Origin of the sequence: Alkaliphilus metalliredigens QYMF (genome assembly GCF_000016985.1) — a bacterium.
In the GTDB taxonomy this organism is placed as follows: domain Bacteria; phylum Bacillota; class Clostridia; order Peptostreptococcales; family Natronincolaceae; genus Alkaliphilus_A; species Alkaliphilus_A metalliredigens.
In genome coordinates, this window is record NC_009633.1 from 2,982,026 (window position 1) to 3,006,393 (window position 24,368).

22 protein-coding genes are annotated in these 24,368 nt (G+C 36.6%); 2 read left to right on the forward strand and 20 right to left on the reverse strand.

Annotated elements, in window-relative coordinates; all coding sequences use genetic code 11:
* Window positions 1-14: 14 nt before the first annotated feature.
* From AMET_RS14560 to AMET_RS14625, 14 genes are all read right to left on the reverse strand, one after another.
* Window positions 15-1,034: a D-alanine--D-alanine ligase family protein gene (locus AMET_RS14560; protein WP_012064072.1), complete on the reverse strand. Its 1,020-nt coding sequence runs from the start codon at window positions 1,032-1,034 to the stop codon at window positions 15-17.
* A gap of 65 nt (window positions 1,035-1,099) precedes the next feature.
* Window positions 1,100-3,010: a cobalamin-binding protein gene (locus AMET_RS14565; protein WP_012064073.1), complete on the reverse strand. Its 1,911-nt coding sequence runs from the start codon at window positions 3,008-3,010 to the stop codon at window positions 1,100-1,102.
* Window positions 3,010-4,092, reverse strand: coding sequence for an NAD/NADP-dependent octopine/nopaline dehydrogenase family protein (locus AMET_RS14570; protein WP_012064074.1), 1,083 nt, complete (start codon window positions 4,090-4,092; stop codon window positions 3,010-3,012). Before AMET_RS14570 ends, AMET_RS14565 begins: the two co-directional genes overlap by 1 nt.
* An 88-nt stretch (window positions 4,093-4,180) precedes the next feature.
* Window positions 4,181-4,897, reverse strand: a complete 717-nt coding sequence (locus AMET_RS14575; RefSeq protein ID WP_041720860.1) for a replication initiation protein — start codon at window positions 4,895-4,897, stop codon at window positions 4,181-4,183.
* 303 nt (window positions 4,898-5,200) lie between these two features.
* A complete protein-coding gene (gene citC, locus AMET_RS14580) occupies window positions 5,201-6,238 on the reverse strand; it encodes a [citrate (pro-3S)-lyase] ligase (protein ID WP_012064076.1) in 1,038 nt (345 codons plus the stop codon).
* A gap of 222 nt (window positions 6,239-6,460) precedes the next feature.
* The gene (gene garR / locus AMET_RS14585) at window positions 6,461-7,348 is read right to left on the reverse strand and encodes a 2-hydroxy-3-oxopropionate reductase (RefSeq protein ID WP_012064077.1); all 888 of its coding nucleotides are present in this window, start codon (window positions 7,346-7,348) and stop codon (window positions 6,461-6,463) included.
* A gap of 90 nt (window positions 7,349-7,438) precedes the next feature.
* The gene (locus AMET_RS24410; RefSeq protein WP_012064078.1) at window positions 7,439-9,049 is read right to left on the reverse strand and encodes a methyl-accepting chemotaxis protein; all 1,611 of its coding nucleotides are present in this window, start codon (window positions 9,047-9,049) and stop codon (window positions 7,439-7,441) included.
* A 131-nt stretch (window positions 9,050-9,180) separates the two neighbouring features.
* Window positions 9,181-10,077 carry an AEC family transporter gene (locus tag AMET_RS14595; RefSeq protein WP_012064079.1) on the reverse strand — a complete coding sequence of 299 codons (897 nt, stop codon included), beginning with the start codon at window positions 10,075-10,077 and terminating at the stop codon, window positions 9,181-9,183.
* Window positions 10,078-10,185: 108 nt separating this feature from the next.
* Window positions 10,186-10,689 carry a 3-isopropylmalate dehydratase small subunit gene (locus AMET_RS14600; RefSeq protein ID WP_012064080.1) on the reverse strand — a complete coding sequence of 168 codons (504 nt, stop codon included), beginning with the start codon at window positions 10,687-10,689 and terminating at the stop codon, window positions 10,186-10,188.
* Window positions 10,689-11,966, reverse strand: coding sequence for a 3-isopropylmalate dehydratase large subunit (locus tag AMET_RS14605; protein ID WP_012064081.1), 1,278 nt, complete (start codon window positions 11,964-11,966; stop codon window positions 10,689-10,691). Before AMET_RS14605 ends, AMET_RS14600 begins: the two co-directional genes overlap by 1 nt.
* A gap of 128 nt (window positions 11,967-12,094) precedes the next feature.
* Complete coding sequence (locus AMET_RS14610; RefSeq protein ID WP_012064082.1) at window positions 12,095-13,411, reverse strand: 2-hydroxycarboxylate transporter family protein; 1,317 nt, start codon at window positions 13,409-13,411, stop codon at window positions 12,095-12,097.
* Between the two features lie 17 nt (window positions 13,412-13,428).
* Window positions 13,429-14,601 (reverse strand): NAD(P)-dependent malic enzyme, encoded by a 1,173-nt coding sequence (locus tag AMET_RS14615; RefSeq protein ID WP_041720864.1) that lies wholly within the window; start codon window positions 14,599-14,601, stop codon window positions 13,429-13,431.
* Window positions 14,602-14,732: 131 nt separating this feature from the next.
* Window positions 14,733-15,422: a response regulator gene (locus AMET_RS14620; protein ID WP_012064084.1), complete on the reverse strand. Its 690-nt coding sequence runs from the start codon at window positions 15,420-15,422 to the stop codon at window positions 14,733-14,735.
* A complete protein-coding gene (locus AMET_RS14625) occupies window positions 15,419-17,023 on the reverse strand; it encodes an ATP-binding protein (RefSeq protein WP_012064085.1) in 1,605 nt (534 codons plus the stop codon). The genes AMET_RS14620 and AMET_RS14625 overlap by 4 nt, the downstream gene beginning before the upstream one ends.
* A 329-nt stretch (window positions 17,024-17,352) precedes the next feature.
* Between AMET_RS14625 and AMET_RS14630 the strand changes: the two genes are divergently transcribed.
* Complete coding sequence (locus AMET_RS14630) at window positions 17,353-18,093, forward strand: gamma-glutamyl-gamma-aminobutyrate hydrolase family protein (protein WP_012064086.1); 741 nt, start codon at window positions 17,353-17,355, stop codon at window positions 18,091-18,093.
* Between the two features lie 159 nt (window positions 18,094-18,252).
* On the opposite strand, the gene AMET_RS14635 is transcribed toward AMET_RS14630, so the two are convergent.
* Window positions 18,253-19,458, reverse strand: a complete 1,206-nt coding sequence (locus AMET_RS14635) for an EAL and HDOD domain-containing protein (protein WP_012064087.1) — start codon at window positions 19,456-19,458, stop codon at window positions 18,253-18,255.
* A gap of 467 nt (window positions 19,459-19,925) precedes the next feature.
* Here AMET_RS14635 and AMET_RS14640 point away from each other — a divergent pair, with 467 nt between their 5' ends.
* Entirely contained in the window at window positions 19,926-20,654 is a 729-nt protein-coding gene (locus AMET_RS14640; RefSeq protein WP_012064088.1) for a hypothetical protein, read from the forward strand.
* Between the two features lie 96 nt (window positions 20,655-20,750).
* On the opposite strand, the gene AMET_RS14645 is transcribed toward AMET_RS14640, so the two are convergent.
* The 5 genes from AMET_RS14645 to AMET_RS14665 form a co-directional block, all read right to left on the reverse strand.
* Window positions 20,751-20,972, reverse strand: a complete 222-nt coding sequence (locus AMET_RS14645) for a hypothetical protein (RefSeq protein ID WP_012064089.1) — start codon at window positions 20,970-20,972, stop codon at window positions 20,751-20,753.
* Window positions 20,973-20,992: 20 nt separating this feature from the next.
* Window positions 20,993-21,409 carry a hypothetical protein gene (locus tag AMET_RS14650; protein WP_157047264.1) on the reverse strand — a complete coding sequence of 139 codons (417 nt, stop codon included), beginning with the start codon at window positions 21,407-21,409 and terminating at the stop codon, window positions 20,993-20,995.
* A gap of 300 nt (window positions 21,410-21,709) precedes the next feature.
* On the reverse strand, window positions 21,710-22,741 hold the full coding sequence (locus AMET_RS14655; protein WP_012064090.1) for a 5-oxoprolinase subunit C family protein: 1,032 nt from the start codon (window positions 22,739-22,741) through the stop codon (window positions 21,710-21,712).
* Window positions 22,734-23,483, reverse strand: a complete 750-nt coding sequence (pxpB, locus tag AMET_RS14660) for a 5-oxoprolinase subunit PxpB (RefSeq protein WP_012064091.1) — start codon at window positions 23,481-23,483, stop codon at window positions 22,734-22,736. The genes AMET_RS14655 and pxpB overlap by 8 nt, the downstream gene beginning before the upstream one ends.
* A gap of 73 nt (window positions 23,484-23,556) precedes the next feature.
* Window positions 23,557-24,339, reverse strand: a complete 783-nt coding sequence (locus tag AMET_RS14665) for a putative hydro-lyase (protein WP_012064092.1) — start codon at window positions 24,337-24,339, stop codon at window positions 23,557-23,559.
* Window positions 24,340-24,368 lie beyond the last annotated feature (29 nt).

Genomic DNA, 24,368 nt, shown 5'->3' on the forward strand with positions numbered 1-24,368 from the left:
TAGTGGGATTTCAACTAAAAGTTGATAATTTTGGCCTTGAATTTAGCCACGCTGTCGATTTGTCGTTCAACAGCTACTTCCAGTATTTCCATGATCAGTTCCTTATAGGACAATCCTGCCACCACCGCCATTTTAGGCAGATCACTATGCAAGTGTTTTAGCCCTGGCAAACTGTTAATTTCAAGAATATATGGGCGCTCATTTTTAACAAGAACATCTACCCTAGCAATATCCTTACACCCTAGTACATCAAATGCCTTTGAAACATTCTCCATGATTGATTTTTCCAATGCCATACTGATGGATGCCGGACAATGATATTTTGTCTGATCACCAAAGTTGTTTTTCACTTCAAATGTATAAAATTTACCATGTTCTTCTGGTATATCTTCAAAATCAATCTCCATAATGGGTAAAATCCTTTTACTTTCTCCATTACCGATTACACCCACAGTGAATTCTCTGCCTTCGATAAACTCTTCCACCAAAACTGGAGGTTCATATTGCCGCAACAATTCCGATACCTTTTTCATTAAACCCTGCTCATCGTACACCACACTATCTACATGAATACCAAATCCCGACCCCTCGCAGGCAGGTTTGGCGATCAATGGAAACTTTAAATTGGAGTCTAACTTTTCTTCTCCGGTTTGGAAAACTTGAAAAGCCGGTGTGGGAACACCATGGTATTGAAAAATTTTCTTTGCCATGGCTTTATTTAATGCCAGACTATGGGCCAAAATACCGGAGCCCACATAGGGGATGCCAAGCATTTCTAAGAGAGCAGGTATTTGTGATTGTCGGCTTTCACCTCTCACCCCTGTACTTAGATTAAAAACAATATCAACATCACTTTTGACTAAATTTTCAGATATTTTTTCATCAACCTGAATCTTCACTGTATTATGTTTTTTGCTTAGAATTCTAAAAATTTGCTCCATGGTATCTTTCTTTTGTTGGTCAGCATATATAGCCTCTATATTGTTGGTTTCCGTGTTTGGACCGTCGAATATTAACCCTACTTTGTTATACATCAAAATCTCTCCTCATTTTTTAAACATTACACAATTCTCCCTTGGGAGTTACTTCGTTTCTAAAACTAGTATTTATGCTCAGCCAACATTTTCTGCTTGACTATATATTCTACTTCTTTTACATTTTTGCTTGCATAATCAACCACTTTATCCGCTTTTACTGGATTATTAGCTTCGTCTACAATTTTAACGCCACCCTTTATAGGCTTTGTCTTCCAAGCTCTCACATGTTTAAACTCTTCAACCTCTCCCCATAAATAAGGGGCTGGCAGAAATCCAGCAGCAAAGATTTTATAAAAGCCCTCTGGCGAATATGGATTTTTGATGTGTTTTTCAATACCGGATATCATTGTTTTTGCAGAATCTAAAAGTTCTAATACTCGTCCTTGAATATCTATATTTTTACTCATGTCTTCTACTTTCCCTTGTCTTCTTAATTCCCGGTATTTCTGTAGTGAATATTGGGTAATCTTAATACTTTCATTAATAATGTCTGGTGTTGCTAAATGGGATGCTTCTGAGTAACTTACCACATGAATCATAGGCGGGCTTGTTTCATTATGAGGATCGATATCATCCATCAAGGCTGCTACGGCTGCTAATTGCATTTTAGCTTCATTTAGATCAGGCTTGAAATAGTCTAACCCAGCCCTAGGTTGCAATACAACTCTAAAGTTCTGGTCTTCTAGTCCCTTAACTAAGGCAAGCATGGCCCTGGATTTAGCTAGATCTTGAATTCCCCATGTGAATCTAGGTGTGTTTAGCATATTTTGCAGGATAAGTGTTTTTACCCCCATTTTTTTTGCAAGCTTTGCAGATAGATATGCTGAAACGATATAAGTGACATCATCTGCTCCCCTAAAAGCAAAATGATGTGGTACATTTGGTTCAAATGGTTTACCTGTTTTTGCAATGTATTTAAGTGTCTCGATATGTTGATTTAAATTTGTATATAAATCATAGGGACCTCTCTCATCTACCTTATTAAACCACCACAAGGACAAAGCGTGCCAACATATATTCAGATTTTTTTCATGCATCTCAGCCAATTGGGGTATGTTTTTTGTTCCTGCATAGGTTCTTACCAAAAGAGGTTTAGCTGCTTCTACAATCATTCTATATTCTTCTGGTGAGTTTACGGGAACCCCACCTCCATTTGCCTTGTCTTCCCAGTCTTCACCAAAATTTGATTGGGTTAATTGTGAGCTTCCGATTGATAAAATGTCCAAGTATTTTGTATCAGCCAAATATTTCGCCCAAGATATAAATTCTTTCACAGAATCAAGTCTATCAACAGATGAGGAATAAGGTCCTACATGTGCTCTCATAAGAGGGGTGGACGCCGTTTTCATATTGTTGTCAATTCTTTTCATCACCGAGTCATTCTTTGTCCCATAGTCCACATAACCGGATTTATCCACGGGCATAAAACCATCATAGGCCTGGGCGTTGATAACATCTTTACCAAACTCCATGCGCAGATCATCATATAAACTGCCTTCCATAATGTCCTTTGGAATTCGTTCTTCTGGAACATCCATTTTTGCTAGTGATTGACGAACTGATTCTCCACCTTTAAAGGTTTTGACAAATCCTTTTTGTTCTTTATCAATGATTTCCGATGCTTTAGGAAGACCCCCAAAAAATACAGCTTTAATTGGGCCCCCTTGATAGGATAAAAAGTTACTGCTTTGAAGCTCATTCATAAAATGTCCTACCATATTAACCGCTTCATCTTGATCTAATCTATAGCTCAGGCCTATTCGACTAATTTTATTGCATTTAATCCAATCTAACACAATTTTTTGATTCACTTCATATTTAAAATCATTCATGGCTTTTGCAATGACTTCATCCCCAATAATGACTTCATAACCACAGTCACGCAAAAGCTCAGCGGCTGAATTGATACCTAGTGTATGGGCATCGAGAGACGGTTTTACAAAAGCAAATATATCTGTATCTAGTGCAAACATTATTCATTCCTCCTCTGAAACAAGTCCCTAAAATCATTATTCTGACTAACATCCAAACGGGAACTGAGATTCCTACCCGTCTTCCTAAAATTAACATCGGTTAGACTAGATGCTAAGTCAATAATAAGGCTTGTATTTTTCATTTCTAGCCCTAATTTCTTCCCCGTCGCCTCTAATGGCACAAGGCCACAAGGGACATCTTCAAAAATATATCTGTGATTTATTGAGCCAGGGGCAAGAATTGACTTATATATCTCATTGTTTTGAATGCACTCATATAGACTTTGTCCTTGTACGTGGTACGTTCTTTTCATCCATTCCTGGGTGGTTTCAACTTCTAATCCTAACTCTTTTGAAACCAATACCCTTTCTTGATCTATCTTTTCAATTAGTCTTCCCACAGATGGTGTGATGCCATCATAATAGTATTTATATATATTGCTTTCATTTTCTGTCCAACCAGTATTTAATAGTAATGGGGCACAGTGTAGGATCATACCTACATTTCCAATAGAGGTTTCAATCATAGATCTTGCTGGAATAAAGTATTTTTGAAGACACTCTGGTAGTCTTAAAATAATTTTTTCGTTCTCCTTTGCATCAAAAGTCGAAATCAATACATCTGACTTCAGTGCAATGATGTTCACTGCGTCTTCCTTTGTTTTTCTACAAGTATAGATAATGGTTTGTGTCTCAGCGATGGTTTGCTTAAAGGTCTGGTTATACTTCTCATAGTTTTCTTGAAACTCTAATGCGCCAAATGTTCTTCCAGGATTTAATACAATCAAAGTTTCTTTTTTGATGTGCATAGCAATTTGTTCAGCCATTTCCTTATGTGAATTAGCTGGGGTCGTGATTAAAATGACATCTGGATTTTCAACAGCCTTTCCAATGTCATCGGTCACTAAATGGATTTTAACTTCACCATCTATGACACCTTTACAGTAAATCACATGTGTCTCCAGTAATTTTCCGATGGTTTCTTTTGAACGATTCCATAGTGTCACATGATTGCCTTCTTTGCTTAGGTGTGTAGCCATTGCAAGACCCGAATTACCTGCACCCATAACCGTAACATTCATCCCTATTCCTCCCTCTATCAAAATTTGGAACTTTATATATTTAAGTAAAATCCAATAGACATTTCCTTTTGACTCCTTACGGATCTATTTATGAGAAACTATTATCCGCATTTTTATTGGATCCGATGACAAAGGTCCACCCGATTATTTTTCTTCCCTCTCGATTTGCGTGTTTTATATTGACCACTATGTCTGTCAACTCTCCTATCTCTTCCAGGGATTTGTCAACAACCTTTTCCTTTAAATCGTTTGTTCTTTTGTAAGAATCAGGGGCAATTGTTAGATGACTTTTTATTTCGTCAACTGTTAGGGTTCTCTCGCCATCTGGTAAACATTGTTTGAATAACTCATAGAGTCTGATTGTATGGGTTGATCTAAGAGCCATAATATTCCCAAGTGTGTACTCTGTATATTTTTCCTGTAGCGTGATCAACTCTGGCTTTATCTTTGGATCAAAAGATACTTTTACAGTTCCACCACCCATTTTTGTTTCCACAGATGACATCAATGCAACACGGATCCGTCTGTCACCTCTTTGAATTGTGACGATTTTTTGCATGAGTCTTTCTCCTGCCTGCTGTATCTGATCGTAGACGTTTTTACTTGTGGTTCCAGGCATTTTCATAAACTGTGAAATCGATATCTCATACTCTTTTAAATCATCATCCTTGCGTATCATCGATAAAACACATGTAAATAATTTTAACTCCATAACTGTGAAGGGATTTTTCAACAGTATTTTTGTCGCCATCCATTCACTTAGATCGTTTGATTTTTTAAACTCATCTTCTTCTGTTGCTGTCACGTCCACGCCTCCCCATATAGCCTGATTATAATTTTAAGTATAAACAATATTACCGAATTTGTAAAGGGTGTACTTTCGTCATTTAATTTCATTTCTCTCACTTTACGCGGTATAGCACATTCTAAAATTCAAACCACAGACCTATTCAAAGGATTTTGAAGATTGTAATAAAAAAAACCAACACAAAGTGTTGATTTCAGTAAGGCGATGTAGTGGGCTTCATCAAAGTAAGGAAAATCCACCTTCCCAGAGTATGCCTCTGGAGGAAATCCTAAGAAGTCTCTCAATTCAATTCTTTATCAATCAATGCCTTGTCTCACTTGTTTTTATTATATCAATGATTTTTTCAGCCTGGGGGGATCTCAAAAATGTCAAGGTCGTTTCAGGTACCAATTTTTCTATTTGCCCCCAGTCATCATTCTTAATAAGAGCCCTTACCGCGGAAGCACTTATGGCCCGTTCATCAATATCAAAACGCTTAAGTATTTTTAACGCCACTCCAAAATTAGGTAATACCTCTAGTAAAGCTTTGTTGTATCCATCTGTAGTCGCACAAAATGGCTCTGTCCCCACATATCTACTCTTAATGTTAAAAGCAGGGGCTATATATTTACCAAAAATACCTGCATCTAATTCTTTAAAAGCTTTGTCTTTCTTTTCATCTTCCTTGATAAAATATGATGGAAATGTGTTTGCAGATATAATATAGTTTCCTCCTGGTAATACGTGGACATTTCTAAGATGTTTTGTTCCCTCTTTAACTAGATTATATCTCACATTAAAAGGAAATAAAGAGCGATCTTCTTCTACAATAAAGACAACAACAGATTTATTTTCCTTAGAAGCTATTTCTATCAAATTTTGATGACCTAGGGTAAATGGGTTGCAATTCATGACGATAGCAGCTTTCTCTTCATTTCCTAATTGAGATTTATTAAACATATTTTTGATATATTTCTCTATATTAACTAAACCAGACTCAAGTAAAATAACATCATTGGTAGCATATATTTCATGATAACCGAAGCCTTCAAACAAGTGTCTATTGGAAGGTTTTGTAAAAATGAATGTTTGGTATATTCCTCTATCAAACATTTCATTTGTAATATGAGTGATTAATTTTGATGCAATTCCTTCTCCTTGTAGTGCTTCTTTTAATGCAAATGATTTAATTACATTTCCTGCAAAAGAACATGTTCCAACAATCCTATCTTGAATCCTGGCAACAAGTGTATATTCTACATCTTTATCTAATGTGAGATCAAAGTGTGCTAAAAATGCTTCAACCTCTACTTTTTCCGCTGTTTGTAAGTTTATTTTTTGAAATTTTGCTTCATACATAAAATTACCCCTTTATTTTTTTGATTACATCGATAAATGTCCCGTCCTATTGTCAACAACTGCAATGATTTGTTCTTCCTGTTTTAGCATCAAATGTCTGCCTATCATATTTTGTGCATCTGCTACTGCATAACTCTTAAAACCCTAGGGGGATTTTATCTCTTCCATTAATCTTACCATAGATCTCCCAGATTGATCTAGCAATAAATGTGATATTATTCTTTACCCTCTAACTTCAACACCTGCTATTTTCTCATAGTACTTAATAATTCCAGTATGGTCCTCTTTGGATTTGCCTTCTTCCTTCAGTGTTTGCATTATCTCGAATATTTGATTTGTTAAAGGCAAGGGTACATCAATTTCATCACCTGTATCCAAGGCATTTAGAAGATCTTTGATATGCAATTCTAATCTAAAACCCGGCTTAAAATCACCGGCTTTAATCCGTGGAAACTTTTTATCTAACACAGAACTGCCTGCTGATCCGCCTCCGATGGCCTGAAAGACATTTTCAGGATCAACACCTGCTTTTGTTGCAAGCACCATCGCTTCTGACATGGCAGCGATATTCAATGCCACAATGATTTGATTAGCAAGTTTCGTAACGTTTCCACTGCCGATCTCCCCGACCCTCACAACAGAGGAGCCCATCACAGCTAAAATATCCTTTACTCTTTCAAAAACTGCCTCAGGTCCACCCAGCATGATTGCAAGGGTTCCATCAATGGCTTTCGCTTCTCCTCCACTGACAGGGGCATCAAGCATTTCTACTCCCTTTTCTTTAAGCTTTTTAGCAATTTCTTGGGATGCCAAGGGGGCAATGGAACTCATATCAATAATAATCATTCCTTCTCTAGCACCTTCTAGGACCCCATCTTTTCCAAGTATGACTTGCTTTACATCAGGGGAGTTAGGTAGCATTGTGATGATTACCTCTGTTTTTTGCGCTACATCCTTTGCTGAACTCCCTACCTCAGCCCCTGCCTCTGCTAATTCTTGCTGAACCTCCTTCCGGTTGGCAAATATGGTTACCCGATATCCCGCCTTTAGTAAATTCTTTGCCATGGGTTTTCCCATCACTCCTAATCCAATAAACCCTATCTTCATCATAAAATCCCTCCCTTATTATTTAATACATTACCCTTACGTATATCATACCAAACTTGAAGTTTTCATGATAGATAAGCAACTCAATGTTGCTTATATGCTAAATCGATTGATTGTTATTTGTAGACCTTGCGCCAATTGAGTTAATGTTTGAATGGAAGAAGCAATTTCCTCCATAGAAGCAGTCTGCTCTTCCGTTGCCGCTGATACACTATGAATCTCCTCTGATACATCTTTACTTTTCTGCTCAATTTTACTTGTGGATAACGATACATCATGGCTTCCTTCAGCTACTTCATTAATCGCTTCTGTAATCGTTGAAACTTGAAGATTTACAGTAGTAATGAAATCAACGATATCATTTAATGAATTGCCAGCATTATTAACATTTTTTGAACCTTCTCCAACAATAACGTTGTTTTCCTTTATAACATAATTGATTTCAGCAAGTTTGCTTTGTATTTCCTCAATCAAATTCTTAATTTCCATTGTTGATTCTTTAGAGTTTTCAGCTAGTTTTCTTATCTCATCAGCTACAACAGCAAAACCTTTACCTGCTTCCCCTGCTCTGGCTGCCTCAATTGCTGCATTTAAGGCCAACAAATTTGTTTGGTCAGCGATATTTTGTATTGTTTTAACAATCTCATCCATTTTAGCCGAACTCATATTAATTTGATTTAAAGAAACATTCATTTTATTACTACTTTTTTCTAACTTATCCATACTCATCATTGCATTTTGGGTTTCTCTTTTACCCAATAAAGCACTTTCATTTGATTTTTTACCTAAAAGTTTAATTTCTTCTGCATTTTTAAGAATTTCTTCTATACTAGCCGCAATTTGTTGTTGAGCTGCTGTCACACTTAACACTTCATTTAACTGTTCCTCAGCACTTTTAACTACTTCAGTAGAGGAACTAGCCACACTTTCAGATGCTTCTGCCGATTGTTGTGTAACTGCTGACAATTCTTCCGAAGAATCCGATACTTGATCTGCAGAGTTTTGAACTTCATGAATTAATCCCTTTAGATTTTCCATAGTACCTAATAAGGCATTGCCTAACTTTTCCTCTGGTGTACTCACTACTTGCATATCGATAGTCGCACCAAAAATACCCTTAAACTCTCCTTTATGAAAATAGGGTATGGCGACTACAAGTGATAACTTGTCTGTTATCTTTGAAATCACAATATCAGAAATTTGAGATTTACCAGTTTTTTTTGCTTCTTGAAAATACTTGCGTTCACCATTATTAGCTAAATTTTTTCCTAAGGAATTATAAATTTGTTGACCCGTTACATCAGTAATAAAGAACAAAGCGATTTCTTTGTACTTTAACAACATTGTACTTTGATTTTTATTAATCATTTTCATGTCGTAGTTACTGTTACAATAACTATTACTCAGTTGTGTTAAATACCCTTCAATTCTATTTAAGTTTCTTTTGGTACCAGCCCCAATAGAAAGTTTAGAAGATAAGTTCCCCTTTGCCATTTCTTCAATTATTTGTATTATTTTTACTGTCTTTTTCTCTTTATTTTTACTTGAATAGAAGTCAAATATAAAGAGCAAAAATATGTACGTTAAAAAAAAAGCGTATATCATATTTGAATCCATGGATTGGAACAGATTAATTACAAAAAAGATAATAAATGGTATGAAATAGATACAGTATCTAACATAAGCTAATAATCTAGTCATCATTATCGCCCCTTCCTTTTCATTTATATTTTCCTAAAAGTCAGCATAAAATTAAATCATGTACAACTTCATCTAAAAATACGACATTAGTGAATCATTCTGAGAGTAAAAACTTTCTCTGAATTAAATCTCATTTATAAAATGATGGTCAACAATACTGATATGGTGCCAACACTTAATAATGTCGTAATTAATGTAATTGTTGAAACCAATTGAGGCTTTGCGTTGAATTGTATGGCAAACAAAGTTGTTGATACAGCCGAGGGTGTGGCTGCTAAAACTAACAGCACCTTTCCAGTGACACTCTGAAGATCAAAGAATAACGGTATCAATATGAATGCCATCAATGGGTATATAAATAGCCGTAAAATAACAGAGGTCGTAATGAACTTCCAATCAAATACTATTTTTGCCTTACTCAGCTGTATCCCTAAAATAATTAATAGGGTTGGTATCGCCGCTTGACCCAGCAACTCAATAGGCTTCATCATAAAATCAGGAGGCAATAGATTAAAGTTTTTCATTAAAATGGCAACAATCAAGGCAATAAATCCTGGCATTTTCAGCATATTCTTTAAAGAATCCTTTATGTTGTTTTCACTGTTAGAGGCAAAATATACACCGGCAGAATTTATTAAAAAGGATTGAAAAACCGTAAAAACCACAGCTCGTTCAAATCCAATATTTCCAAAGGCAAATAGGACGATAGGCAATCCATAATTTCCAGTGTTGGGGAAAACCGTACTTAATAGCAAAGGGCTTCTCATGTTCTGTGGATATTTTAATAAGAAATGATTCACCATGTAAACAATTGCGGTACAACTGATAAATAAAAGTGCAGCATAAATAATCACCTTAATAAATTCATCGTTTTCTACCCTTGCGGTAATCATAGAATTGAAATAAAGCGCCGGATTAAATATATATATAGCTAATCTTGAGGGGGCTTTCATATCAATCTCACTGTTTCTCCCAAATACATATCCTAGGCCTATAATCATAAATACTGGAAATACAATACTAAAAAACACCAAATAGATCACCTCAATCCTTTTTTTTTCACACATGAATCAGAATATGGTCTTTCCTGATGAACCTGGTTTTACCCTAGAAAAATAGAACTCCCCGTAGGGGAGACTCTACTTTTCTTCATGCTTATGAATATAATATTGTTTAATCCCACCGTAGGAAATCATTTCTAAAACAAAGGGAGGTAGCTCATCTCCTTGTATTTCTGTAGTAACCGTATTATTTTTTATGGTGCCTGTACTTAATGTAACCTCTAATTCTTCTCCTTCTTTGACAAATTCAGTTATATTGGCGCAAGTAATCAGAGGCAAACCAAGATTAATGGCATTTCTATAAAATATTCTTGCAAAGGAAGGGGCGATCACTGCGGCTACACCAGCTGTTTTCAGTGTAATCACCGCATGTTCTCTACTGGAACCACATCCAAAGTTTTTATCTGCCACAATGATATCTCCTGGGTTAAATCTTTTATAAAAGTTAGGATCCACACCCTCCATGGCATGCTTTGCAATGTCATTGGGGTCCACAAGTTCTAAATATCGTCCTGGGTAGATTTGATCTGTGTCAATGTTTTTTCCTACTACAATGGCTTTGCCTTTAATCAAATCCTTCATTATGCCTCTCCCCCTTTTCCGCTCATTTCAATATAACCTCTAGGATCCGTTATTTTTCCAGTGATGGCGATGGCAGCGGCTGTAGCCGGTGAAACAAGATAAATATCCGCCTCTGTACTTCCCATTCTACCGGGGAAATTACGGCTAGATGTCGTGGCACAGACTTCTCCTGGTGCCAATAGGCCTTGATGCGTCCCTAAGCATGGCCCACAACCAGGGCTTGTAAATGTGGCTCCTGCCTTAATGAGGGTGGTCATATACCCTTTTTCAATGGCTTTTTCTAACACTTCCTTTGAAGCAGGTATTACAAGCAATCTTGTATCCCTATGAATTTTATTGTTTTTGATGATCCTAGCGGCTACTTCAATATCCTCTAATCTTCCACCAGTACAGGTTCCGATAAAAACCTGATCTACTTTTACTTCTTTTATTTTATCTATATCTACACCATTATCAACACTATGGGGTAGGGCAACCTGGGGCTTCAAATCTTCTACATTAAAGGTGTATGACGCTGCATATTCATAATCATCATCGGTTTTGAGGATTTCAAATGTCTTACCTGTTCTTTCCTTCACATAGGCTATGATCTTTTCATCGGGTTGGATGTAGCTGGTTTTAGCTCCCATCTCAACAGCCATATTGCATATTACCATTCTCTCGGCTATACTCATTTCCGCTACAGTCTCTCCAGTATATTCTATGGCTTTGTAAACAGCTGCATCAGTTCCCAGCTTGCTTAATATATGCAGGATAACATCCTTTGCCATTACCCCAGATTTTAATTTTCCATTAATCTCGATTTTAATGACTTCCGGAACCTTAAACCATAGCTCTCCTGTGAGCATAATCGTTGCTAGATCCGTAGCCCCTACCCCGGTTCCTAAAGCACCAAAGGCGCCATGGGTTGTGGTATGGGAGTCCGTGGCCACTAATATCATGCCGGGCCAAACCAATCCTTCCTCAACCATCACTTGATGACAAACCCCTTCATTCACATCAAATAAATGCTTTATCCCCTGTTCCTTACAAAACTCCCGCATCTCTTTTTGATTTGATGCAGCTTGGATGCTAGGAGCAGGTGCATAATGGTCTAATATAAATGTGATTTTATCAGGGTCCCACACCTTGGTCCCCTTCATTTCATAAAAAGATTTAATCGTTTGTAGATATAAATCATTTACTTCAGCCAAATCAATCTTTGCCTGTATAATTTCTCCTGGCTTCACTTCCCTTTTTCCAGAAGCCCTAGCCAATACTTTTTCAATTGCATGCATTTCAATTCCTCCTTTTTTAGATATTAACATATAGATAAAAGTAGTCATATATGACTACTTTTATCTACTACTTTGTTTTTATTAAAGCTATAAATTTGTTAGATTACTGTCCTCTACAGGATTTTCTATCATAGGAATAAATTAATCAATATACCCGCCAGGATTAGCATAAATGCCCCACCAATCCGAGATGAAATCTGAGCAAATGGCATAAGTTCCATTCTATCTGATGCTGAAAGTACTGCAACGTCTCCAGTACCACCCATGTTAGCCATACATAATCCTGCAGTTATGGCTGCTTCTATAGGGTAAAATCCAACTAATCTGCCCACAAATCCTGAGCCGATTATGGCACCAAATACTGCTACTGCAACTAATACAAGATACTGTATGGTAAATGCTGCAATAATCTGTCCTAGGTTTGTATAAGAAACACCAATTCCTACTAAAAGTGCTCCTGTGGTATAGGTCATAATAAACTGGAACCATTGACTTGCACCTATTTCATATTTTCTAGGCATCAATCCGAAAGCTTTTACGATTGCAACAGATATAATCATCAATGCATAAGGATGAACCGCTGGTATAAATTTACCTAGTATGTTCCCCCAAGTAAAAAATACAGTGGCCATCAATAGGCCCATTCCCATTAGCTTGTAGTTTATAGGTGTTTCTACTTCTTTTATATCCTCTTCATCTTTCTGTTTATCAATTAGTAGTTCTCCATTTCCTGTTAGCTCCGGTCTTATTTTACCAAGCTTGTTTAGCAGGCCAGCTGCCACAATAGCTAAGGCATTTCCCATTGCTAATGCGGGAACCATAATAGAGAGAACATTTTCTGGCTCCAAATTCATAGGTCCAGCGAATATTTGAGACAGTGGAACCGCACCGGCACCCATTCCCCCACCCATGATAGGTAAGGCAATAAATAACATGGCATCTTTAGCTCCAAAGCCGATTAGAGCTCCAGCTACTCCAGTTAAGGCCATGGCTACAACAACGCCACCTATGATTGCTGGTAAATATCTTGCTGCTGCTTTAATCAGAAGCTTTCTATTCATTCCTAAAATACTTCCTGTGATCAGAGCTGCGATATAAAAGTTTAACCATCCGCCACCCCTCATAAATGTATCCATAATGGTTACAGTATTTTCAGGAAGTATATTATAGTATACCAATGCTGAACTACCAAATATAATGACGATGGCGCCTCCACCTAAATAACTCTTTACAATTGGTGTATTGTTTCCGATTTCATTGAAGATGGCCCCTAAAATAATCATAGAAGCAAAGCCACCGATCATCCCTCCTGGTAATGCATCTGTTAGCATCGCTAGCAACATGACTCCTGCCATTAATAAGAACAGTGGTAATTTAAATCCGATGATCTCGTAGTCAAGTATTCCATTGGATGTTTGAAGCTTTTCTTGATTTTTACCGGTCATTTCTTTTCCCCCTTAATTTACTTTTTTGCAACGCCACTTTCTATAGCTGCTTTTGCTACTGCAGCCGCAACCTTTTCTACAACTCTTTGGTCAAATGCATCTGGAATCACGTATTCAGCCGTAAGGTCTTTTTCCTCGATAATACTGGCAATCCCATAGGCAGCTGCCAGCTTCATCTCTTCGTTTATATCTGTTGCTCTGACATCCAATGCCCCTCTAAATATTCCTGGAAAAGCAAGTACATTATTTACTTGATTTGGAAAGTCTGAGCGTCCTGAACCAACAACCTTGGCACCTGCTTTTGTGGCTACATCAGGCATAATCTCTGGTATCGGGTTTGCCATGGCAAAAATAATCGCGTCTTTGTTCATACTTTTAACCATTTCTTCCGTAACGACATTGCCAGCTGATACTCCTATAAACACATCAGCATTTGTCATTGCGGTTTTCAAATCACCCTTTCGAACACTCTTATTTGTTATTTTAGCCATTTCTTCCTTACTACTATTGTTCTCAGGTGCGCCTGGATATAAAATCCCTGCTCTATCACAGAGTAGTATGTCCTTTGGGTTCATATTGAGCAGCATATTTGTGATGGCTACACCGGCAGATCCCGCACCATTCACAACAATGGTGGCATCTTCCATCTTTTTGTTTGCTACCTTAAGTGCATTAATTAATCCAGCCACAACTACGATGGCAGTTCCATGCTGGTCATCATGAAATACAGGAATGTCCAGCTCTTCTTTAAGTCTTTTTTCGATTTCAAAGCATCTAGGGGCTGCGATATCCTCTAGGTTAATGCCTCCAAATGTGGGTGCCATTAGCTTTACTGTCCTTACGATTTCTTCTACATCCTTAGTGTCTAGACAAATAGGAAAAGCATCCACGTTTGCAAACTCTTTAAACAAAATCGCCTTTCCCTCCATGACTGGCATTGCTGCTTCAGGTCCAATATCTCCCAGACCCAGTACAGCGGTCCCATCTGTCACAACCGCCACTAAATTCCCCTTAGAGGTATACTTGTAAACGTTATCCTTATGCTCATTAATTCTTTTACAGGGCTCCGCAACTCCTGGGGTATAAGCTACACTTAAGTCATGACGGTTTTTTACCGAAACCTTTGATGTGACTTCGATTTTACCTACCTTTTCTTCATGAAGCTTTAAACTCTCTTCTTGTAAATTCATGTAAACATCATCCTTATCCTTATATTTTGAATCTTTTGTATTTGTAATAAGAATACAGGGAAACGGCAAAAAAATAAACATTTAGAAAGTATTCTAAATGTTTAGTAAATTAAAAATTATTTGACACTTTTTTAACAGCGTTCATTTCTGATTATATATTTATATAAATGTCGTGGTCTCCCTATGGAACCATATTCAATCTCTAGTTGCAATTCATCAATTTCCACTAGATATTCCAGGTATTTTCTTACGGTTACCCTTGAAACCTTCATCTTTTCAGCTACCTCTTCGCTTGTAAAATAGGCCTCTTTATTTAGCTCCATAAAGCATCTGATTCTTTCAAGTGTGCGCTTATGAAGCCCTTTTTGGAGTCTATTTTCTGGGCTTTTATTATTTTGCTTTGTGATCCTATCTAGATCCTCCTGTTGGATTACATTTTTACCCTTTAACAGCTCATATCGTCCACGATAATTTTCTAAGGAACTCTTGAGTCTTTCATATTCAAAGGGCTTAATGAGATAATCTACTGCCCCAAGCTTGAACACATCGTCAATGCTTTCCGCTTCCTTAGAGGCTGTCACTAAAATAACATCTGCTTTAAAGAATCGTTTTCTCATCTCCTTTAAAAAACCAATCCCATCTAGTTTAGGCATATAGACATCCAAGATGATTAACTCTATTGGATTGGTTTTCAGAAGCTCTAGTGCTTTTTCCCCATCTGTGGCTGTGGCCACCACTTTAAAACCATTAATACTTTCAACATATCTTTTATTTAACTGTAATACCATTGGATCATCTTCAACAATTAATACATTTATCATAGTTCCTCCCCCTTTGGAAGAATAATACTAAACTTTGTTCCTTTTTCCACATGATCTATAACTGTAATGTTTCCCCCTAGATTTTCAACCATTTCCTTTATAAGGGCTAAGCCTATTCCACGACTTCCTTCCTTTGTTGAAAAGCCTCGATCAAAAATATAGGGTCTATCTTTTTCTTCTATTCCCACACCTACATCCTTAACCTCAATCCTTATGTTTTCCAGGGACTCTCTTATACTGATATCGATTGTTTTGTCCTCTTCCCGACTATTACTTACAGCGTCCATTGCGTTTTCAATTAAATTTCCTATGATTGTAATCAAGGTGTTACTATTAATGATGTCTTTTCTTTTTTCTAGACAACTATCCTCAGAAATATTCATGGTGATGCCTAATTCCTTAGCGCGACTAACCTTTCCTAGCAAGAGGCCGATAATAGCAGGATCCTTTATTTTTTCTGTCACTAGGCTAATAATCTGTTGCTGATTTTCTCTTACATTCACTATAAATCTTTTGGCCTCTTGTAATTCCCCTATTTCCATTAGTCCCAATATCACATGAAGCTTATTCATAAATTCATGGGTATTGGCCCGTAAAGCGTCAACAACTAATCTAACACCAGTAACCTCCTCGGCTAACCGGGTAATCAGGGTCTTATCTCTAAATGTAGATATCGCCCCTACAATTTTTTCTCCGTCTGTGATGGGCACGCGATTTGTGATGATAAATGTATTATTAATCACCTGTTCCCGATTATATTCAGCAATACCAGTACGCAGGACTTCAGGTAACCTACTGGTGGGAAAAACATCCAATACATTCTTACCAATCACATCTGTATTTTGTGTTCCTAGAAGCTTTGTAGCTGAATCATTTATCAATGTAATCTGTAGATTTTCATCAATTGCAATGATACCCTCATGGATCGCATCTAACATCCCCTGCTTTTCCAGATATAGCTTTGATATTTCCTCTGGTTCCAGTCCCAGTAGAATTTTTTTAATATTCCTTGCCAATAAAACGGCTCCAATAATGCCTAAAAATAGTCCGATAGAAGAAACAAGCATAATGGTAATCACTCTTTGCCTTCTGATGCCACGAATTGTTTGGGTGAGGTTTGCCGTCATTACAAATCCCAATTGTTCATGGGTATCAAGATCATAAACAGGTACAAATGCTCTTATTTGCCTCCCTAATGTTCCTGTGGCTTCCGAAAGATAAGAGTCACCATGCTCAAGTACCCGCAACTCATCTCCTCCCACAAATCTTTGTCCTAACCTTTCACGGAGATTGTGACCATATCTTAGCCCTTCCATATCGGCTACCACAATCACTTCCACTTGTTCAGTTGTTGCCAATATTTTTTCAACAAAGGGTTGTATGGCACTTTCCTCGTAATCTCCAGTTCGTATCCCCTCAATCACAATGGCGCTATTGGCTAACACCTGGGCTACGTTCATTATATTGGTATCCATTTCTCTTTGAATATTGGAAACCATCTGCCTTGTGGCAAAATACATCGTTGTATAGATAGAAATCGTCACAATGACAATCACTAACACAGTAATTTTTGTTTGTAGTTTTATGGGAACTCTTTTCATAAAAAACACCTTCTTCTTAGAAAAACTATGATTCTATTATATCGAATTATTACCCTTTTGAAACATAGAATGTCTTATTTTTATCCATCACGGCAATATGAGCCATTGGTCCACCAAATCCTAATCATACCATAGTTTGTTTTATAATATAGTTCTCTTTATTCCCTGCTTATCCTTTTTAAATGTAAATATGGACACACAATAATAATTAATTTCCCATTACTCCCAGGCTGCCAACACAGCTGTATCTATCACATTAAAAAAATGGTATTATAATATGTGCCATAAACATAGATGGTTCTTGGCATTTACATACGAGGAGTGATATTATGAGACCTGTTATTGGCATAACCTGTGCCTGGAGTGAAGAAACATGGGCTAAATCCGAGGAAAGTGGTTACTATTATGCAGGAAAACCATACATTAAAGCCATTTACGAGAATGGAGGTATTCCTTTATTAATCCCCCCAGAACTGGCAGAAAATAATATAGATCAAGATGTAGAAGGAATACTAAGAAAATTAGATGGAATTGTTTTTTCAGGAGGAGGCGATGTGAAAAAGTTTCTACCTCATGATCATCCTACTCTACAGTCCCAACAACCCAAAAGATATTATTTTGAAAAAAAACTTATGTTTGGAGCATGGGAAAGAGATATCCCAGTGTTAGGAATTTGCAGAGGACATCAAATGATCGCTGAGGTATTCGGAGGCACATTATTCGAAGATAACATAAAAGGACATAAACAAGATATTCCAGGAAATCAAATATGGCATGAGACCATGGTAGAAAAGGATAGTTACATCTATAAAATAATAGGAAAGGAAAATTGGAGTACCAACAGTTATCACATACAAGCTGTAGATATTGTTCCTTATGGATTCAAAGCATCTATACACTCCAAAGATGGTATCATAGAAGGAATAGAAGCACTTAATAAGAATTTCTTTATAGGACTTCAATTTCATCCAGAAGATTTATTACCAGATGATGAAAATTCTCGATTGATTTTCCAAAAACTGATACGAGAAGCTCAGAAAAAATCATCTTGTGAATCAATGTTTATATAGGGATGATAAACACTTGAGTAACATGCTTTTTCCTAATAACAGTCATAACACTATATGTTGAGTTCAGAGAAAATATAAACAAGGGAAGGTTTGTGAAAACCTTCCTTGTTGTTGAAATACAAATGGTTATTATTTTAAATGATGGACCTAGATCATCCATCAATAATCTAATCGTAAGACCCATTTCAATGCTTCTATATACATGCTCATAAACTTTTTCTGGGTTATGTTAGGAAAGACTCTTTTTATATCTGTAATACTCCAATTTAACATCTCACAATTAAGTACTATATGCAAGGATTGTCTAATTTCGTTGTTTCCTCCCAATAAAGCCTCCTTAACATCAATGGATAAGGGTAGTTCTTCTACTATTTCATTCATACTGCGATTAAGAAGAACATCGATAGATGAAAACATTCCTGTCAAAAAATATTCTATAGGTTTATTCTTCGTACCTTTCTCAGATGATAATAACTCCATTAATTTTCCTCTTATTAGACAATTTCTGATTAACTCTTTATTTTCTACAACCTGAATATCCTTTAACATCATTAGATAAACCCATTTTTTGACTTCAACTAGACCTAGTCTGATTAATGTATGTTTGATAAAATATGTTTGTTTTTTTGATTCAAAAAAGATAGAATTAGCTCCCTTTAACATTTTATATGAAAGACCTAGATCTGTCTCAATAATTTCTGTGATTTTTTGATATTCTGGTTCCTGCTGATTTAATTCACTTAATACCCTCATTAGAGTTGTATTTAGACCATCTATTTCTCTACCTTTCATAACCATAGGTTTACCAAAAAAATATCCTTGGAAATAATCATAGCCCATATTTAAAGCTAATTCGTATTCTTCTCTAGTTTCTACTTTTTCTGCTAAAAATTTAACGCTATTCTTGTACTGCTTTATTAATTGATGTTGCCTTGAATAATCTACATTATTAAATTCTACTTTAATAATATGAGCAATTTCTATAAGGGGCAGGTCGATTTCATTAAAAACAAAATCATCTAGAGCAATTATATAGCCTTTTTCCCTTAGCTTTTTACATGCATTGATTAACTTGTCACTAGTTTCCGCCCTCTCTAATATCTCTACAACAATCTTTTCTTTAGGTAATAATAAAGGGATCTCCCCTAAGATCATCTCTTTAGAAAAATTTATAAATGCCCTTGTTCCACTAGTCAATTCATAAAGCTCCATAGCAAAAAATGCATTATTGATTAGTGCTGCAGTCGATTGACTATCGTCAGTCCCTTCATAAAAATTGTTGATACTTCTACGATATAATAGTTCATATCCTAATACATTCATCTTTCTATCAAATATAGGTTGACGTCCTACATAAACCTCCATTAATTTATCCCCCTGGATTACTTTTTCTCGTGGCAATCAATGCTTGATCAATCTCCTTTTGAATTTTCAAGATATTTTCCTCTGAGTACTAGAACTATAGTCCTATAAAACTATAGTCCTATAACATAAATTATATATGTTTTTACCACAAAATTCTACAATCTATACAATTGTTTTCCATTATTTCAAAAAATGGTTATCTGCCAGTAACTTTATTAGAAAATACTTTGGATAGGATCTGCATTGGAATCTGTATAAGATATATGTTTCTCCGTAGAAACAGTTACAGCTCTTTTCATCAATTACACCTTCCTTCTGACCACATAGTTACCGAAGGAACAAAATAATATTTCATTGAAGTCACTAGCTGACTAACTTAAATAAATCTAAAATCAATAAAGTTCAGCACAGTTCATTACCAGTAGCATATAATGAGTTAAAAACTAAATTGGTTTGGAGGAATATTTATGTTGCATAGTCCGTATGTTAACTTCAGTCAAAAGAATGCTATGATCGTCTCTTCAGCATGGGGAGATGTAAACGGTGACGGGATACCAGATCATGTCTATCTTACAGGTGTGAAGACCATAGATAGTCCATTTATACAAAAAATCACTCTAGTGATTCAGGATGGAAGAACAGGAATGATGAGTTATGTTCCTCTTAAATCTAATGCTGGATATAACCCCACCCTGTTTTTAGGAGACTTTACTGGAGATGGAATCAAAGATATATTGATTAGTATTGCATCAGGAGGAAGTGGCGGAATTATGTTTTACTACATCTATTCTTATGTATGTAATACACCTAAATTACTATTTGATTACAATGTGTTTAACGAAGCTTATAAATATCAGGTTATCTACAAGGATTATTACAAGGTAGAAGTAATCAATGTCACCGAGGGTATTCGATATGTAATTGATATTTCCACTAGAGATCAGGATTACCTAAATGAAATATACGATGCCGAGGGTAAGCTTAAATCCCCAATAGAAGGATTTGTAAATCCACTAAGTGGCCTCTATCCCGTGGTTTTTGACTCTGATGGTGTATATGAACTACTGGCATATCAAAGAATTTCTGGCAGATTTGCTGCCGATGCTCTGGGATATGTTTTAACAACCTTAAAATGGAATGGCAGAAAATTTGCTTTGGTTAATCAATCTGTGGCCATTGGGGGATCACCAGTTTAATTTATCATCACTCCTCAATATAAAGATTTCTTTATTAATATCATAAAAAAACAGTGAACTCCCTATATATACTACATGTAGGGAATTTATCTATGGTTATCTACGGGAAAATCTCATTTCCATCCAATCTAGCCCAATCCAATCATCTGGTAAGCCAGTAGAGGTATTTGTGATGACTATTCTGTTTATTAGTCTAATATCTGGTATATCAAATATCAATGCACCCCAATTTACAAAGGGTCTACCATGCTCCAATGGAACTGGACCACGTTGAACAACTCTACCATTGATACTGATGGTAGCAGAATATTGTCTCACTGGGGAAGCTGCTCGGTCATCTAATTTCCAAGTTTCAAAAATGATTTTATTGATTTGAAAAACACCTGAATAGTCCAGCGATTACCATATATTCTAACGATTTCTTCATTAGATATAGATAAGTCAATACAAAGAATTGCTAGCCATTCATTCTGTTTATTGCCATTTTTAACGTAAACAAGCTTGACTGGCGAACCGTTCTTTGTTGTAACAATAATAGATCCTAAAATGTTAGATGGGCTCCTTTTGGATAAAAGCTTTCTTACTTCTTTCAAGGAATATTCCTTATTTTCAAAGGTGTATTTTTGCTTTACATCTTTAACCATTCCAATAACATACAGGCCTTCTTCCTTGATTTTCCTTAATACTTTGGATGCGGTTACTCTCTTTAGCTCAAGAAAGCATAGAGAAATCAACCAGAACAAAACTGTAGCCATCAGATCAATAGAAAACACACTTTATCCATGTCAAGTCTAATTTATACATAATAAAAATATCCTATCATTTTATCCCCAAAATATTTTATTATATGAATCTGCATACTCAAACACAGTGTATTTTCCATATCATAAGCAAATATCTCTACATCTTCAGGGTAAAGTGCTTTTAAAAAAGAGGTTATAGTTACAAAAGCATATCATTATCTTTTTCCCTAGAAGTTTAGCCAATTTAATACCCCCTTGTAATTTTCAAAAGGCACTATTCAGTCAGTATCGACTAAAAGTGCCTTTATTGTACTACTCTTTAATTTCTTCAAGTATGAGCCCATAAAGTTTTCCACCCATTTTAAATTGAAAAAGTTTTTTCTTATACAACTCTTGTTCTTCAAAGGTTTTCTTATACTCAGCGATTTTATCTTCCATATCTTTATATATCCTCTGAGCTTCTTCTATCGTAACTTTTTTAAAGGTTATCTTATCCCCCGGTTTTGCCTGACCCATTTTAGGAAGATCAGCACTTATGACATTGGCTATTTTAGTATACCCTCCTGTGGTCTGGCGATCTGCCATCATTATAATAGGCATACCATGACCCGGCACTTGAATGGCACCCATAGCGATACCATCAGAAATAATGTCGCCACCTTCTTTATGCTTTATCACATCCCCAGACAGTCTGTATCCCATACGGTCACATTCATTGGTTACCGCATATTCAAAGCTATAGAAGGTTTCGATCCCCTCTGGCGAAAAGGCTTCCTCTTGAGGTCCTGCTACGACTCTTAACTCTATCTTATTTGTGTAGGTATACAAATCCTGTTGAATGGTTCTACCTTCTAATGAGGATAATGGCTTCAAAGGTTCACCTAGATTTAAAATATCTCCCGCCTTCAATGCACGACCTTCATACCCCCCTATGCTTCCTCGATTATAAGTGGATTTACTTCCCATAATCTCAGGCACATTAATGCCGCCTGCAAAAGCAATATAGCAACGACAGCCTGTTTTGATACCTTTGAAATCTAATTTTTCTCCAGCTTTAACAGTAATACTCTGCCCCAGGGGAACCGCTGCACCATTGATATTAGGTGCTAAGTCTCCCCCTGTTATTGCAATGACTGTTTCATCTAGAAACTCAATACCAGGCCCTAGTAAAGTGGCCTCTAATACGCTTTCCGTCTCATGATTTCCCACTAGAATATTGGCAACTCTATGAGAAAAGCTATCCATAACACCGGAGACAGGCACTCCATACTGTTGATATCCCTGTCTTCCGCTATCCTGTACCAGAGTGAGCATACCTGGTTTAAAAATTTTAATATTACCCACGACTTTGCCCCCCTTCTCCTTTAGGATAGGATGGACATTCATAGGTTCCACTTTGGATTTTTCCTTCAATGGCTTTATACGCTGCTTCATCTATTTGCTTGAATTTAATGTAATTTCCTGCCTTAAACAAAATCGGTTTTTCTGCCTCTGCATCATAGAGCTTAACAGGTGTCCAACCAATCAACTGCCATCCACCGGGACTATCAATAGAATAAATCCCTGTTTGACTGCCTGCAATGCCCACAGAGCCGCCCTTTATTTTAGTTCTAGGCGTGGCAAGCCTTGGTGTTGCAATTTTTGTATCCATTCCCCCTAGATAAGGGAACCCTGGGGTAAAACCCAGCATATAAATTAAATATTCTCCTGAGGTATGAATTTTAATCACTTCCTCAACTGTCAAGCCATTGTGTTCAGCCACTGTTTCAATATCAGGACCATAATCACCACCATAAATAGTAGGTATTTCCATAACTATCGGTGCTGGCAATTGGATGCTTTCAAGCTCTCCCTCTAAAGTTTGAAGCCCCTTCATTAGTGTATTGTAATCAACCTGTACGGGATTATAATGAATCATCAGAGAACGATAAGTAGGGACAACTTCAGAAATACCCTCTACCTTTTTCGTTTCAATGGCTATGGTCATGGCTCTAATCTTGCTATTAATTTCTTCCGAGATACTGTTGCCAAATTCCATAACAATGGCCCGATCCCCTGCAATTAAATACTTTGTTTTATCATACATATAGGATTCCTCCTGCTTTCAATCTCCTTTGAGTTGCTCATTGAGCACTTCTTTTTATATCCCCTGTCTATTTCTAAAGTCTAGCTATTTCTTCATCTGTTATACTAGTTATAAACATATAGCCTGGTGAATGAGTGATGACCAGCTCAGGTCGAGCATTTTTTAATGCCATTTGAGGCGTCACACCACAAGCCCAAAATACTGGTATTTCTCCTTCTTTAATATTTGGTGGCTCCCCAAAGTCTACCTTATTGATATCTTTAATCCCTAATTCAGCTGGATCTCCAATATGGACAGGTGCACCATGGGCTTTTCTAAAAGGCGCTGTAATTTCTACTGCCTTGTCTACTAAATGGGCTGGTATTGGTCGCATACTTACCACCAAAGGACCAGAGAATATACCTGCCGATTGACATTGTCTATTGGTTACATACATCGGTACATTCTTTCCCTCTTCCATATGTCTTACTGGGACGCCCTTTTCCAATAGCTCTTTTTCAAAGGTAAAGCTACATCCAATCAAAAATGTTACCATATCCTCTGTAAAATAAGATTTTATATCATCGACTTCCTTGTCTAATTCTCCGTGACGATAAATTCGATATTTAGGTACATGAACTCGAATATCTGCATCAGGACCTGCCACAGGTGGTGCGACTTGTCCCGGTTCGCAAATATCCACAATTGGACAGGGTTTTTCATTTCGATAACAAAACAATAAAAAATCAAAAGCATCTTTCTTAGGTAAAATCACCACATTGGCTTGAGTATACCCAGGTGCTAGACCAGATGTGGGTTTTCTCCATTCTCCAAATTCAATGGCCTTCCAAATATCCTTCACAGATTTAGTATTCATACAAATCCCCCTTTTTACTTTATTTTACT